Source organism: Lacrimispora xylanolytica, from assembly GCF_026723765.1.
Classification (GTDB): domain Bacteria; phylum Bacillota; class Clostridia; order Lachnospirales; family Lachnospiraceae; genus Lacrimispora; species Lacrimispora xylanolytica.
The window spans coordinates 3,758,192-3,774,153 of the sequence record NZ_CP113524.1; the positions used below are offsets into that span (position 1 = coordinate 3,758,192).

The 15,962-nt window shown below is 39.2% G+C and carries 10 protein-coding genes and 1 pseudogene; 3 read left to right on the plus strand and 8 right to left on the minus strand.

Going from position 1 to position 15,962, the window contains the following annotated elements:
- Window positions 1-299 precede the first annotated feature (299 nt).
- Window positions 300-1,163: a substrate-binding domain-containing protein gene (locus OW255_RS17490; RefSeq protein WP_268114798.1), complete on the plus strand. Its 864-nt coding sequence runs from the start codon at window positions 300-302 to the stop codon at window positions 1,161-1,163.
- Between the two features lie 378 nt (window positions 1,164-1,541).
- On the opposite strand, the pseudogene OW255_RS17495 reads toward OW255_RS17490, so the two are convergent.
- From OW255_RS17495 to OW255_RS17510, 4 genes and pseudogenes are all read right to left on the minus strand, one after another.
- Window positions 1,542-2,750 (minus strand): annotated as a pseudogene (locus OW255_RS17495) (IS256 family transposase).
- 233 nt (window positions 2,751-2,983) lie between these two features.
- The gene (locus OW255_RS17500) at window positions 2,984-3,256 is read right to left on the minus strand and encodes a hypothetical protein (protein ID WP_268114799.1); all 273 of its coding nucleotides are present in this window, start codon (window positions 3,254-3,256) and stop codon (window positions 2,984-2,986) included.
- A 12-nt stretch (window positions 3,257-3,268) separates the two neighbouring features.
- Window positions 3,269-8,623 (minus strand): RHS repeat domain-containing protein, encoded by a 5,355-nt coding sequence (locus OW255_RS17505; protein WP_268114800.1) that lies wholly within the window; start codon window positions 8,621-8,623, stop codon window positions 3,269-3,271.
- 17 nt (window positions 8,624-8,640) lie between these two features.
- On the minus strand, window positions 8,641-9,696 hold the full coding sequence (locus OW255_RS17510; protein ID WP_268114801.1) for a cohesin domain-containing protein: 1,056 nt from the start codon (window positions 9,694-9,696) through the stop codon (window positions 8,641-8,643).
- A gap of 353 nt (window positions 9,697-10,049) precedes the next feature.
- Here OW255_RS17510 and OW255_RS17515 point away from each other — a divergent pair, with 353 nt between their 5' ends.
- A complete protein-coding gene (locus OW255_RS17515; protein WP_268114802.1) occupies window positions 10,050-10,265 on the plus strand; it encodes a hypothetical protein in 216 nt (71 codons plus the stop codon).
- A gap of 142 nt (window positions 10,266-10,407) precedes the next feature.
- On the opposite strand, the gene OW255_RS17520 is transcribed toward OW255_RS17515, so the two are convergent.
- The 3 genes from OW255_RS17520 to bglB all read right to left on the minus strand — a co-directional run bounded on the left by OW255_RS17520 (window position 10,408) and on the right by bglB (window position 13,128).
- Window positions 10,408-10,842, minus strand: coding sequence for a hypothetical protein (locus OW255_RS17520; protein ID WP_024835008.1), 435 nt, complete (start codon window positions 10,840-10,842; stop codon window positions 10,408-10,410).
- Window positions 10,843-11,183: 341 nt separating this feature from the next.
- Window positions 11,184-11,870, minus strand: coding sequence for a hypothetical protein (locus OW255_RS17525; RefSeq protein WP_268114803.1), 687 nt, complete (start codon window positions 11,868-11,870; stop codon window positions 11,184-11,186).
- 175 nt (window positions 11,871-12,045) lie between these two features.
- A complete protein-coding gene (gene bglB / locus OW255_RS17530; protein ID WP_268114804.1) occupies window positions 12,046-13,128 on the minus strand; it encodes a beta-galactosidase BglB in 1,083 nt (360 codons plus the stop codon).
- A 169-nt stretch (window positions 13,129-13,297) separates the two neighbouring features.
- On the opposite strand from bglB, the gene OW255_RS17535 reads away from it, so the two are divergent.
- Window positions 13,298-14,212 (plus strand): AraC family transcriptional regulator, encoded by a 915-nt coding sequence (locus OW255_RS17535; RefSeq protein ID WP_024835005.1) that lies wholly within the window; start codon window positions 13,298-13,300, stop codon window positions 14,210-14,212.
- Window positions 14,213-14,319: 107 nt separating this feature from the next.
- On the opposite strand, the gene OW255_RS17540 is transcribed toward OW255_RS17535, so the two are convergent.
- On the minus strand, window positions 14,320-15,927 hold the full coding sequence (locus OW255_RS17540) for an extracellular solute-binding protein (protein WP_024835004.1): 1,608 nt from the start codon (window positions 15,925-15,927) through the stop codon (window positions 14,320-14,322).
- Window positions 15,928-15,962 lie beyond the last annotated feature (35 nt).

The window sequence follows — 15,962 nt, forward strand, 5'->3', positions numbered from 1 at the left end:
TACAAGTTATGGCTATAGATTCCAATTTTCTTTCAAGAATTAGAAGTGTTGCAAATTTTAGCCTGAGGGGCATGAAGTATTAACAGGAATTGTAGATACGGGAATAGATTACAGATATTTTATTTAACTGGATAAATATCCACTGTTACAGACAATAATTATGTTAACAACAATATATATCTTTATGCAAGCCGATGATATATCAGTACACTCGTTGTAAAGCCTGAATTTCAACACCAGGTGTGAATGTAATTGGACCAACCTTAAAATTGATTATTAATATAGGAGATGTTGTAGAAATGATAAATGGGAATTATAAAATTTATTTAATAACCATGGATAAAAGTGATCAATTTTGGGAGGTTATGGATAATGGTGCTAGAGAAATGGCTTCTATGTTAGGTGTTGCATATGAATGGGACGCCCCCTTAACAAGAGATATATATAAACAAATTCAAATATTTAATAATGCCGTAGTAGCGGGAGCCGATGCAATATTGCTAGCAGCAAGTGATCCTTTAAAGATTTCAAGCGCAGTTGAAGAAGCGAAAGCATTGGGTGTAAAAATCATTTATGTTGATGCACCAGCGTTTGAAGAAGCAGTCACAACTTTAGCTACAGATAATTATACAGCTGGTAAGATAGCTGGAGAAAATATGTTTTACGAATTAGAGGAGTTTGGTCTCACAAATGGTTCAATAGGAATCATTGGGGTAACTCCTGAAAATAGAACGACTGTAAATCGGGAAATAGGATTTCGCGATTATTTTAAGTTGTTTGTTAGATATCAAATATTAGAAACAATATACACGAATGGTGACCCAGAGTTAGCAAAACAAGCAACGGAAAAATATATAAGAGACAATCCCAATCTTGTTGGTATTTTTTCAACAAATGAGGGATCTACGTTAGGGATGGGGTACGCTTTGAGAGATAATGATATAAATATTATCGGTATCGGATTTGATATTACACCTGTAATTCAGGAAATGATAAGAGATAATACTATAAAAGCTACATTGGTACAAAATCCATTTACAATGGGCTATTTGGGTATGGCTGAGGCAGTTGCTGCATTAAGGGGATTTGATACAGGTCCACAATTAATTAATACTGGAGTATCTGTAGTTAATATATATACACCAAGTCGAATATTATCATAATTAACTATATTGAGAAATAAGGAAATTAAAATAACACCTGTAGAAAGAAATCATGTTATGAGTGATGAGATGTAAAAAAAAATGAACGCAGCGGTACCGGTATTGAGATTTGATACTCAGCCCATTGATTCTGTTTTATCCAGAACGATTGAATGAATATCTATAAAGGAAAACCGGTCTGACAGTTTGTCATAACTGTCTGGGGGAGACCGTTTCAAAGTCCGTGTAAACTCCAAAAACTGATATAAAATATTGATTGTTATTTATGGGCAAGGCCATTTTTCATTGGTTCTTGCCCATGCTTGTATTATAAAACTGTTTTTGGGGTTGTCAAGTAAAACTCCCCTTTGGCAGTCTTAATACCTTGCTCTTTAATTTTTAAGATAACCTTTCTTCAAAGAAAATCTCCAACTGGGAATGGATCTGACCCCAATCCTGACGGTGGCCCGTCCATTTTTTGGTGATATCCATAGTTGCCAGGTATAGCATTTTTAGCAGGCTGTCATCTGTGGGAAATATCGTCTTACTTTTCGTGACCTTTCGGAGCTGCCGGTAAAAGCCCTCTATGGCATTTGTGGTGTAAATAATTCTACGTACAGCCTCAGGATATTTAAAATACGTGGATAGATTAGCCCAGTTATCCCGCCAGGACTTTGTTATTTTAGGGTATTTCCCGCCCCATTTGTCATCAAATAGATCTAGTTCACTTAGTGCGATATCTTCTGTAGGTGCAGCATACACACGTTTTAAATCTACCATAAGTGGCTTGATATCTTTGTAGGATACAAACTTCGTTGTGTTACGGATTTGATGAATAATGCACTGCTGAATTTCAGTTTTTGGAAAAACCTCCTCAATTGCCTGGGGAAAACCGGTCAGGCCATCCACACATGCAATCAGGATATCTCGGACTCCACGGTTTTTTAAACCGTTCATAATTGACAGCCAGAACTTCGCACTTTCGTTCTCGCCGACATACATTCCAAGAACATCTTTATGTCCACTCATATCTATGCCAATGGCGATATAGACAGCTTTTTTTTACGATTCGGCCTTCGCTTCTGACATGAAAATGGATGGCATCCATGAATACTACGGCATAAATATCTTCCAGTGGGCGTTCTTGCCAGGGTCTGCCCCCTTGGGCACTCTTTTACAATAGGGAGTATTTTATCTGTAATGCGACTTATTGTACTGTCCGAGATATCTACTCCATAGAGATCCTGCATATGACTTTCAATATCTCCGGTGGTCATCCCTTTGGCATACATGGAGATGATTTTTTCTTCCATGTCCTGAGACAAGGTGTTTTGATACTTCTTGATAATCTTAGGTTCAATCCCCATTTCGATCACGAGGAACGTCCAGCTCCATATCTCCATAGCTAGTATGTAATGTTTTTGAATTATAACCATTTCTGCTGTTATCTGTTTCTTTGTTGCGGAAGTCGTACTTGGTGTAACCCAGTTCCTCCTCCATTTCGCCATCCAGACTACCTTCCAGGATGACAGACATCATTTCTCTCATGAGACCATTGACATCTGTTCCATTCTTAACTGGATTTTCTTTCAGATATCCATTCATCATTTCACGTAGTGCCTGTCTTTCGGGAGACTCGTCCCTTCTTCTTTTTGCCATAAAATAAAACCTCCAAACTGAGTAATTTTATTTTACATCAGTTTGAAGGTTTACACAAACTTTGGGATTCTCGGGCAACTCTATTGTTTAACTTACTGTTAGTAACCCCGAACTATTTACACTAAAAATGTTGCGGAGACTTTAACCTTCACCAACTTGGATTTTTAGATATTATGTTTGAATTATCCTAGATTTTCTTTTATCTGCCTAACCTTATCCATAATTTCTTTTTCACTGAAGTACATATTAGGGATTTTTAGTTCATCATCATCGTCAGAAAATCTTCCTGTCATTTCACACAATTCTCCAAACAAACGATTTTCCTCATTACTCAACTCATCATAGTTTACCTCTAAATCATAAATACGTGTAAATTCATCGCAAAATGTTTTAACGATATATGAACCCTTTACTAACCCATTTATTAAATACCAAAGACTTTCTTTTTCTGTCATCTTTATACACCCCTATTTTTTTATTTCTGGTAATTTTCCCATAGCCTTTCTTGCATATTCAAAGTGATAAACTTGATTAGTCGTTGAATCATACAGAACTTCTAAATTGTACAATTTACCATTTTTAGTGATTGTAGTATAGTACATTGTTGCACTTGAGCCTCTTGGATCAGGAAATGCTTCTCCTTTTCGTATAGCGTCTTGTAGTGTTTGAATAGGTATTTGCCTCCCGCTTTCTCCCATATGTTCCAATGCTTTTTTAGAGAAATTCAGTCCATCATCTAAATTAGAATATTGCCCCGCCCCCTTAGCAATTTTCATTTGTTGCGCTTGCAGTAATTGCCTGGTCTGCGTGAAACCTGTAGCACCAGCAGGAGCCACGGTTGCTACACCACCCCCAAGTCCTGATGCAACTGCACCAGTTGATGCCAGCGCACTACCAGTAGCTCCATATGCAAGTGCCCCACCACCAGCTAGACCAGCTGTAGAGCCTACAGCAGCGCCTTTCAGAACTGCATTTAATGAAAATTCACCTTTCAGAGCTGAAATTACTCCATTTGAAAATCCTCCAGCTACTAAACCACCTACAACAGCGAGAACCAAAAATGGAACATGACCGGTAGGATCAGTATATAAAACAGGATTATTATGACAATAAGTATACTTATTCAAACTTAGAGGATCTGTAATTTCCAGTTCGTTAGGCATTTTCCGGGTTGTCTTTTCTACGCTGTCCTCAGTAAGAAAACGACCGGTTTCAGATCTGTAACTTCTTGCTCGCAAATAGTAGGTTTTTGTATCTATGTCTAAATACTCCCCACAATAACGGAACGGATTCTCCTCCTCTTTATCTGGAGTTTTCTCAATTCCAAAAGCATCATACTCATACGAACCTTTACAAATTCCGCTTTGACTCCACAGTTGGGTTACATCCCCATGTTCATTAAATATATAATAGTATACCACATTATCTTTTTCACAGGCAATCAGATTGATTCCTCTTAAATAGGTTTTAATCTGTTGGTTTTCAATCTGTTCCGCTACAATATTCGTTCCATCCCAGCAATACAAATTCGTTTTACTCTGGTTCTCAGTGAGTTTCCTAACTTCAGTGCTATGGCGCAGGCCATCTCCCCGGTACTGGTACGAAATTTCTTTCTCATCCTGATTTATTCTGGTTAGTTGGTTGAATCCATCATATTGTCTCCACTCATAAACTGACGGAGTCTCCCTTTGATAGGTCCCTGATAACCTGACATTTCCCGGATAATTCGGTGTTGGCGCTGTTTTTTCCCATATGCGGAAGACTTCATTCCCATTATCATCATAACGGTACTGATAAGTTTCGGTTATTTTTCCCTGCTTTTTTATTTCCTTTACAAGCCTATTATTCAAACCATACTCATAACTGGTGACACTGACGAGCTCATCCTTTGTTCTTCCCTCCACCATTACTTTCATACGGTTGGAGTAGGCATCATAGGTATAAAGAGTCCGCTTCCAGTCGGAATAATCTTCTTCTGTCAGACGACCTAGCCGATCATATTGATACGATATGATTGTTGGGGTAGAACCAGCTTTATTAATCTTGCTTAGAATGTTCCCTGACACATCATAGGTGTATTCCCAAGAAGAAATTACGGTTCCCTGCCGTTTATTCTCCAATGATATTATCCTGTTTCCATCATTATATTTATAAATGGTTTCCATACCGGACTGGGGATAGCGGAGGGCTTTACGATTGCCTTTTTCATCGTATTCGTACTCTGCCAGTATAGTCCCTGTTGCATTGTCTTTTCTTACCTGCTTTAAACGGGATAAGTCATCATATATGTAATACAGACTGACCTCCGGATTTGTTTTTCCTTTACAAACCAACTGAAAGGATTGACGGTTTCCATACATGTCATAAGTATAATCTTTTTCTGCATTTCCCGGATCTTCCTGTCGAGTGAGCTGGCCTTTATTATTGTAGTAATACTTCGTCTCCAGGAGGACGGTTTGTTTTCCTCCCCCTGACTCCCGACTGACTTCACTAATCCGCTTTCCGTTCTTACCATAGGCATACTCCCGCTCGCTTACTGTCATTCCATCAGGAGTTTTCTTTTGCACGTTTTCTCTTATCAGGCGTTCCAGAGCATCATGTTGATAAACGGTGTGGTCCTTATTTCTGTCTATTTTTTTCTGCAGCCTTCCAGCTTTGTCATACTCATGGTATTCCGTATAGCCGCAGGAATCCGTCATTGCCGTGACATTTCCAAAGCGGTCATAGGCGTATGTTGTCACCTCACGCCCTTCACCTGATGGGGTATCTCCGGCTCTCCTCAAAATGACCTGATTCATTGCATCATATCGGCAGGTGGTCCTAATCCAGTTGTTCGGACTAAGGAATTGATAGGTATCGGTTAAACGGTTCCTGGCATCATAAACGTACTGATTCTCCTGCCAGCCATCTTTTTGAGCTTTCTTTTCCCATATTACATTCCCGTTTCCATCATAGTAATATTTTACAATGCTGCTACGCTGGTCAAACGGCGTGGTGATTTGAACCAAACGTCCTGCCTTATCGTATTGAAATTCGGTTTTCTTTCCAGCCTCATCCCATTGGAATCGTTTATTGCCTAACGCATCATATTGAATGCTAGTAATTCGCTCCTGGCCGGAGTCAGTCCGTATGTGTTTTACTGGTCGGCCGGCATAATCGTACCCCCAACGTTCCGCTTTGTTCCCGGCATCAATTTTGAGGATATTGTTTCCTGCATTGTCATATTCGTAGGTAAATATTCTGTCTCCGGCTAAAGTTTCCTTCCGGATCCGATTTTTCTGGTCTTTATAACATACCGTCACCAGATCCGGAGCGGAGGCATCTCCTATGATTTTTTTCAGTTCACGATAGTACTTTCTGCCATCTGATAAATCGGTAAATACCTCATTGTATTCATACCTCTCCTCATAACCGACTTGTGGAATCGTTCGGGATAGCACCCGGCCAAATGAATCGTAGGTATAACGCTCGGTCTTTCTTACTTGGTCTGCTGCTGTGCCGTTCCCATTATATGTAACTACTTCTGTCAGCTCGCCCCATGAATTATATCGGAAATCCTGCAGCACGACATCCCCGGAGGCCGGCTCATTGGATACGGCCAGGCAGACCTGTTGAATCTGTCCTAGCGGTGTGTATTGAATTCGTCTTTTATTGTGGTTCGCATCTGTTTCCGTGATATAGTTTAAGCGGTCATTATAATAAGTTTCATTTACTGCCTGCTGACCATCAACTGGGGGCAGCGTTTCTGCTTCCACTCGTCCAAGCCTGTCATATCGGATGGTACTGACCTGATTCCTCGAATCTTTTTTGGAAATGAGACGTCCCCAATTGTCATATTGAAATTCTTCCTTTATTGAATCACAAGGTCTTCCGTCTGCATCTATAATACCGGTTTGTTCTTTTGATATAAAGTTATGTGTGTATCTGCTGTCTGTACTGAAAGGAGTACTGTATTTATAAATTGTTTCCGCATAATCACCTGACTGTTCCAGATTCCCACCGTCTGTCAGAAAATACCTTCTTTCGTTGGTCACACAATAGGGGTTTGGGGGATCTTTATAATCATATCCCATTTTTTCTTTTAAGACTCCATTTTCATATAGACGATGATACTTTATTACTCGATTTCCCAATTCCGCATAGAGTTCGTTTGTTTCTTTGATCTGGTCAGAGCCATTTTTTCTTCCCGTTTCAAGAACGATGCTGTAGTCTCCATAGGTCGTATTTATTTCCTGGTTGCAAAAAGGGTCATCCGGATATTCTTCTATGAGCTGTATAATATTTGCTTTTTGATCTGCGGAATATTTCCATAAGGTTTTCTTTTCCAGAAACTTTGATTCATTGTTCCTGTCAAATACCTGGTCAACTGCTGATACTACTAGTTTATTACTATATTTATAAGTGCTTTTTGAAATAAGGGAGTTATGATGTCGAACTTCCTTTTTTAATAACAGACCCTCGTTATCAAATCGATGAGTTTCTATAATATCCTGATGAGTTTTTACTTCCGCATATTCAATATACTCGCCACTGTTGGCAGATCCAGAATCAAGCGTGTACTTATATTCTCCCCGGTTATATTCAGTCCCGTCAACAATATCCCTTTTCATTGTTAATGCAAAATGGGTAATCTGTCCACCAACATCATTTTCAATGCTAATGTCTCTATCATATATAAACTGTGTGGAAGCATTATTGGGATATGTAACATTCTTTAGCAACATATACCTTCTCGTTTGAGTTTTTGTGTTGTTTCCCGCTACACTCGGGGAAGCACACTTCATGGAACCTTTATGTTCATCTAAATTATAGTAGCTGTACTGGGTCATACGTCCTACAGGGTCAGTAACTGCGATGAGTTTATAAGCGTTGCGCCTTTCAATATCATAGGAAATTTCACATGCTTTTCCAGCTGCACTTTCTGGTAATTTCCAGATAAGTCCGGAATCGTTTTTCTCCAGATTGATTATACGCCCCCAGGTGTCCACAATTTTCATACCGCCGTATTTTCTTAGATCATAGAAAATAGTATTACCAAATTTATCCTGACGTGCAACCAGTGAGAAATCAATAGCATTTGATGTATCCCGATCTCCATCGTCTCCACCAGAACTTTGAAAATAGTCTTTATTTCCATTCTTGTATTCAATAATAATATTATAACGTTTTGTGATATCCATTGCATAGGGATGTCGTAGTGTACCTGATCTGGTAACGATACTCACATCTTTTAAGTTATAATTCTCAAATCTGTCTGAGTATCGGCTTATTTCTAAATTTCTTCCATCTTCAAGATGCAGAATATAATTATAGCTGCGAGTTCCTACTAAATATGGCAGCCAAGCCCACCTAAGATTCTGCACGGTCTCAATGGAAGGCAGAACAAAAGACCATCCATGCCCGAGTCCATATGTCGAGGTATAAAAAAAGTTATCTATTGAACCTGTTAATAACATTGAATTTATAACATATGGAGCCATATCCACTAAATTTGCACAGCCGGAATCGTAGCGCCTGGCAATGGTTACATCAAAACCATCTCTACCTGGCAAGACAAAATCTGTTGTCTCATATTGGAGATTGCCAGTACTTAACTGAATATTTACCTTATTTGATTCAAAGTAGGTAAATGGGGATTCCGGATACTGTTTAATGTTAGAAAATCCGTCCTCTTCTGAAGACAGCACCGCCTGGCTCAACTGTGTTTTCAGGCTTTTTTCTTCCATTTTTTCTTCACCTAATACGTTCTCATCCGTATTTGTATCGGGCTCATCCCATTTATCTATCTCAATGTGATTCTCTAAATTCTTTTTATCGTCCATTTAATCCTTTCTTAGTCTTAATATAATGATATTAGTGTGTTTCCAGTTCCCTTAGCAATAAATTGGACTATTGCAATGGGACCGCTAAAGCACTCATTCTTATTTAACTGTCTGGTTGATTGAAACCTTAGGTTTCCTGGAATACTGGAGTATATTTTTATATTTTCTTCCGGATAATTTCCGGGTTCTTTTATACTTTTTATATCCCCGGCTGAAAAGCTGACTAATTCCAGTAAGTATGGGTCATACCGTAGGTTCATACGGATTTTATCCAGACCGCTGACTTCCTGAGCTTTCATAAGCACGGTGTAACGTTTACCTAACTTTACCGGGTATTTCATAGTGCTATTACGGTAAAATACTGGAATAACAGATATTTGTGCTGTCTCCAAATACTCAGACTCATACCCATTAGAATCAAATGCTTTGATCCGATACATTGCGTTAGACGCACCTATTGGAATAAAATCTGTCATTCCCCGGTGCTCTTTTACCTGATTCCGTGCATCCAGTTCATCAAATGTCAGGTCTTTTTCTTCCCATTCGTTAAATGTCAGCCATCTGGAGTCTATACTATCCCAAGAGATGCCAGGAAGCGTTATTTTCTCAAGCTTCTCCCATGAGTGCTCTGATTTTTCCAAGCTGCTCCAGGAATTATGAAGCTTGTCCAGCTCAAGCCAGGTCCAGCCCTGCTCAATGCCAGGCCGTTCAAGACCTGGGCCTTTAAATATTTCAAAGCTGATATCCCTGCTTTCTAGCTGCTTCCATGTGCATGCTTGTTGCTCAAGCTGTGACCAGCTTAACTGTTCATATTCCAAGCGTTCCCATTGCTGACCTTTGCCTGTTCTGGTCTCGATTTGATTCCAGTTAAGAGCAGCTTGCTCATGACTGCTCCAAGGTTCATCAGAACTGTCATAATTATCCCAAGTGTATCCAGATAGGGCCTGTAAAAAGGTTTCATTAAATGCTCTTTCTACCGTATAACTCTTATCTTGTTCCATTTCTTCCCAAGAAATTTCTGCTCGTTCTCCTTCGTATAGGAGGGGGATATGCAAACATTCAGGTCTGTTCATAAATCGTAGGTTCTCCTTTCTTTTTTATTTGTTATCTTTGTTCATATTTTATAATTGATTGTATTTGTATCTTCTGCTCTGATTCATTGAATCTGCATTTTACTGTGTACTATTATTTTTCGTTTTAGAACGATAAGTTTTTTCTGCTGGATGTAGATTTAGTTAATTCCTAGGGGAGTTATCATTTTTTATTTACTGATTCTCATATTATGCAATTGTAAATACATAAGTGTTGTTAACTGTTTTTTAACTTAAGCAAAAACAATAAAATGACCTTAATTTCATTTATTATTTACACTCTCAAGATTACATGTGTTACAATAAAGTAAGTATACTTGAAAGGATATGTTAAAATGAAAAAACTAATAAGTTATTCAATATTAATAGTAGGAGTATTAGGACTTTTACTGTTTTTTATAAAAAAATGGTATATACGTACAGCAGTTATTGGAAATTCAGATGGTCCCACTTCAGTTTTCGTAGCTGGAAAGTATAGCGATTTTACACCGGTTTATTTCATTATAGGAGTACCCATTTTAATTGTACTTTATATTCTTAGAAAAAAATAAAAATGCTTATTCATCTCACATCATTAATAGCCATTTAAGACTGTCTTATTGTAAAATAGGACAGTCTTTTTTAATTAAAATTCTTTCGTTATTACTTGTTTTTTTCTGTTTATAATAAATTGCATCTGGGGTAAATAGCAATTTAGATGGTAACTTTTTTACCATTTAAATATAATCCATCAGGTCTAAATTCATATACAACTAAAGTTTCACCTCCTAAATGACCAAAAATTCGAAAAATATTATTGTAACAATCTATTACTGTATTATCACCAGTATTTCCACCTAAACCTTTAAAAACTATTTCACTCCCCTCTGGTCCAGACGGGTTCTGCGAATTTAGTCCAACACTACCATAATTTCCGTAAAAACCTGGAGTTGATTTAATAGTATCTAAATTACTACTTAGCTTATTAATTTTCTCATTAATAACAGTGTTATTACTACCAATATCCTGTTTTAGCTTAGTTACCTCATCATCGATAATAACATTATCGTTAACAAAATCTTGTCTTACTGGCTTATCTGAAGCTTCCCACATATTTAATCCTAATGAAGTTTTATTTGTACTTGACATATTATTTCTCCTCTTTCAACTTTGCTTTTAATTTGTTTCATTCAACCATTAATAAATTACTGTTGCATAAAGCATATAAATTCGAACATATGTTCTATTTGTCGACAATTAAATTATAGTACTCTCTTATCCCACTGTCAATGCCACTAAAAAGCATGTGATTTTCTACAAAATTTATTGGTAGATGGCTTGCTGAGAAGTAGAGAGCGAAATAATACAACATATGAATTCTATAACTATTAATATTTGAAAAAATAGCATACATAAGGGCGTTGATTTATAGAAAATCAACGCCCTCATTCAAACTTACCCCAGTACATGAAGTCTGTCTATTACAAATCTTAATTATTAAAATACCCCCAAATTACCTCAATCTGCCGATTCACTCTTCCTGGTATAGATTCCCTTAGCTCTTCCCAAGTCATCAATTTATCCCCCTCCAGCAGAAACGGCCGAAATTCCATAGAAGGTACAAACCCATACACTTCGTTAATATACCTCTCCGTCAAGCTCTGAAGCTCCTCATCAGTATGAATCTCCGTCTCAAACATATCCTGAACCAGAACCCCATCAAGACCTGCCTTTTCCATACAGCTTTCCTTCCAGTCAGGTATCATGGGAATCACCCTTTTATCCGGAACCAAGGCATGTTTTCCAGGCTGTGCATACACCACAGGATGAGTCACCTCCCACAGATTCGCCTCCCCTGTCTCCAGATCCACCATATTCAAATATTTTCCATGAAAGCTGGCCTCCACCTTCTGTACGGCTCCATCATGTCCTACATATACCCACACATGTTCCAGCTCATACAAGTGCTGGATATCATAATCGTACCAGATAGCATATTCAATAGCGAAAGCAGTCTTTTCTGGTTTAATTTCCACCATACGTTTAGGAAAAGAGCTGCTGCGCTTTGTCTCCTGAAATACGGTATATGCCATGGCATCAATTTCAAATGGCTCTCTCAAATCCATCATAACAACGGGTATATATTTTTTTATCAGTTCTATATTAATTTCTAACATGCCGATACCTTCTTTCCAATATTCTTATTACTAATCTTTCCAGAACCCTTCCTAGAAGCCTACTTATATTCTTCTTATAAATCTTCTTATTAGCCTTCTTGTTAATCTTCCTAAAAGCCCTCTTACAATCCCCACAATCACAAAAGGACGGAAGCTCACGCCCCGTCCTAAGGATTTATTTATTCTTTGATGCCTCCAAAAGATAAAGCATTGCCATGGCCTGTCCGTATGGCATAGGGCGAAGTTCGATATCTTTGTAGAACTGTACGGATTCTCTTCCCATAGGAGTTCCGTAGGAAACCTGATGGAGTACGCCTTCTGCGTCAATATAGTCCAGAATCGGTGCCAAAGCCTTTCTGGCGCACTCTTCATAGGAGGGGTCTACAAGGCCTAAATGAACTGCCTTTAGTATGCCATAGGCAAATCCGCAGGTGGCGCTGGCTTCCACATAAGAAGTACTATCATTAATCACGGTATGCCACATACCATTTTCATTCTGATACTTCTTAAGGCTTTCAATCTGCTTATCCAGTGCTTCTGTTAAAAATCTCTTTACCGATTCATCGCAGTCAATGATTTCAAACAGCTCTGGAATTGCCATGGTTGCCCAGCTGTTGCCTCTTCCCCAAAAGGCTTCTGCAAAGTTGTGGTTTCCGTTAAATGTCCAGCCATGATACCACAGACCGGTCTTTCTGTCTGCAAGATATTTGATGTGAAGCAGGAACTGGTACTGGGCTTCATCAATCCATGCCTGATTTCCCTCCAGTTTTCCCATACGTGCCAGGAATAACACGGACATAAATAAGGTATCGTCCCAGAGCTCCTGCTCGTTTAAGGTATCGGAGGTCAGATGCTGAAAGCCTCCCTCTTTTGTTCTTGGAAGTCCGTCTACCAGCCAGGCGGCCCATTCACGGCAGATCTGCTTGTAGGTTTCGTTGCCACTTTTTTCTGCCACGTAAGTCAGTGCAAGAAGAGGTGTTGTGGTGTTTACATTTCTTGCAGGAAGACCGATTTCCATCTGTCTTTCGTAATACTTTAAAAGCTTGTTCAGGTACTCTTCTTCGCCGGTTTCCTCATATATTTTCCATAAGCCAAAGAGTCCTACTCCCTGCGTCCACTCCCAGTAGCGGTAGCGTTCAGCATTGTCTCCAGCCAGATTTTTCGTTTCCATATTTTTTAAAAAAATATCATCTTCATCATATAAAATTTTTTCAAAACTGGATACCAATAAGTTAATCTTTTCCTTCAAAATATCCATCCCTATGCCACTTCCTTTCTTTGTGCCTCAATATTCTTTACAGGCACCATTTGCAATCTCTACAATATTTTACTATTTTTTTACTTAATCCATTGCATATTTTGTTCATTCTGCTATAATAGATATCCGAAACATGACGATTTTCAAGAAAGAATACAGGTGGCTCATTATGACTAATCCCGATGACACATTGCACTATAAAAAGCAGCACAATCTTACGATTAATGACATTCAGCATTCGCTTTACTACTATTTTGATTATGACGAGCGTTCTTTTGACATCAACATGCCATTTCAGCATTTCCATTCCTTTTATGAAATCATGGTTCTAATCAGTCCACAGGCCAGCCATCTGGTGGAAGGAATTCCTTATTCCATTCGTTCCGGCGACCTGGTACTCTTACGGCCTTCTGTACTTCACCGCTCCGAGTACCCCAAAGGGGCTCCTGGCAAGCGGCTGATCATGAGCTTTTTATATCCCCCTTCACTCTGGGACAGACCGGAAACGTATCAAAAGCTTTTTGAGCCATTTTACGCTCCTGTTCCCATTTACCGGTTCCCTTCCAAGCAACAGCAGCTGATCAATGAAAAGCTGAACCGGATTTACCATTACTCATTCCACGATGAAGATCCGGATTTAAGATCTCTTATGGTTCACGGGATGTTTGTGGATTTTTTATATACCTTAAGGAAGCTTGCGCCTTATAACACCTATACCAATGAACCGCTAAAAGATGAGGCTTCCAGAAAGGTTTACTCCATCGCGAACTACATACATAACCATTACTCCGAGGAACTTACGTTAGATGCCTTAGCCAAGGAGTTTTTTATCAGTCCCTACTATCTGTCTCATCAGTTTAAAGATGTGACTGGGTACACCCTGACCCAGTACATACAGATGACGCGAATCAAAAATGTGCAATATCTTCTTCAAAATACGAAAAAGAAGATTTCAGAGCTTGCAGAAGAATGCGGGTTTACAAGCTTCTCCCAGTTCAACCGGATTTTCCAGAAATACTGCGGCCAATCCCCCTCAGAATTTAGAAAAGCCAGCAATTCCACCAGCCCTTATTCGCCGATTTGATGAGAAATGGGCAGAAAAAGCCCGTTACAGCTTCCCGGCGCCATCCATACGTGGATGGGAAAGAGCTGTAACGAGCTTCTTATAGCCTGCTGTCCCCGTAAAAGGAATTACTTTATGCTGTCAAAGTATTCTGCTCTTGCGTCAAGAATCTTCTGAAGTCCTGCATTTACAAGGTTGTTGTATTCTGTCTGCTGTAAACTGTCAAACTGGTCTGGAGAGCAGCTGATCAGCTTATAAACATAAGCAAGCATCAGGTTCTCTACATTTTTACCATAGTCTGTTTCAGGCTGAGAAATGTTAGAGTACACTGGGAAACGGAATTTGCCTTCTGCACGCACATCATAGAAGTTTGAGAACCAGTCATCGCTTTCCCATTTTACAGACTGATCTTTAATCCACTTGGAGATGATAGCATCTTTGCTCTTGGTCCATTCCATGGAAAGGTTTACAATATTTAAGTCATCACAAGTTCCCGGGTATCCCTTGCTCTTTAAATCCGCCTCAGATAATTTGATCGGAACGCCATTTTCGTCTCTCTGATGCTCTGCTGTGAAAACGATATTCTCAGCAACAGCCGGATCTGCCATCCAGTTTAAATACTTCATACATGCCTCAACCTTTTTCTCGCTGGTCTTTGGAACCATTACGAACATACCATATCTTGGCTCGAAAGGTGTACGGTAGGAACCATCTGAAAGCTCAAAGCACTGTACTGGTACGAAGGTTCTTCCGCCAGCACTCTGATTTAAAACAGTTATGTAGTTCCATGGGCTCTCTGTATCATCAAGGAAGAAACCTACATTGCCTGCAATTACCTGAGCTTTGTAAATATCCTCATTGGTATCTGTAGCAAAGTCTTTTGTGATGAGGCCTTTGTTGTAAAGCTCATTTAACTTTTTGATACCGTCAATGGCTCCAGGAGCAACGGCTAAGTAGCCTTCGCTGTACATATAAGCTTCTTTATCATCTTTTAAATTCACGTAAGAACCTACAAAGTTTAAATACCCCTTCTCTGTATCATTACGTCCACTCATTCCCCAAGGAGTTACATTGCTTACGCCGCCAGGATTTTTTTCCTTTACAGCCTCTAAGTATTTAAATAATTCTTCTTTTGTCTTAGGCATCTGCATCCCTAGTTTATCCAGCCAGTCCTGACGGATATAAGCAGTATGACGAGGAGATTCCACGCCTCTCTGTTTCATGATTGCGAACTGCTGTCCATCAAGCTGACCCATGTTCTGGGCGTCAGAAACATACTTTTTGATGTCTGGACCATAGCTCTCATATGCCTTTGTTAAATCAGTCAGACCGCCGTTGGTCGCAAAGTTATAGAAAATACCCTGGTTGTAGGTAAATACGATATCAGGTGCATTGCCGCCGGACATCATAATATTTAACTTATCATCCGAAGAAGATCTTGGTACGGAAACGTATTCTACGTTGATGTTGTACTTCTCCTTCATCTGCTTTTTAATCCATTCTGTCTGAGTGTTGTTCTCAACTGTTGTTCCAGGAGCAGCATCTCCTCTGTCCCAAACCATAACTTTGATGGTCTCTTCTTTTCCTTTGTCAGCTGCTGTTGTTTCACCCCCAGCTGCTGCAGAGCTGCCTGCTGCTGTGGTAGCGTCTCCGCCTTTGCTGGAACCACAGCCTGTTACCAAAGCTGCTGCGGTAAGAACTGCCAGACAGCATCTTACTAAATTTGCTTTTCTCATAGAAAAACCTCCCTTTCTCTTTCATAATTATTTAA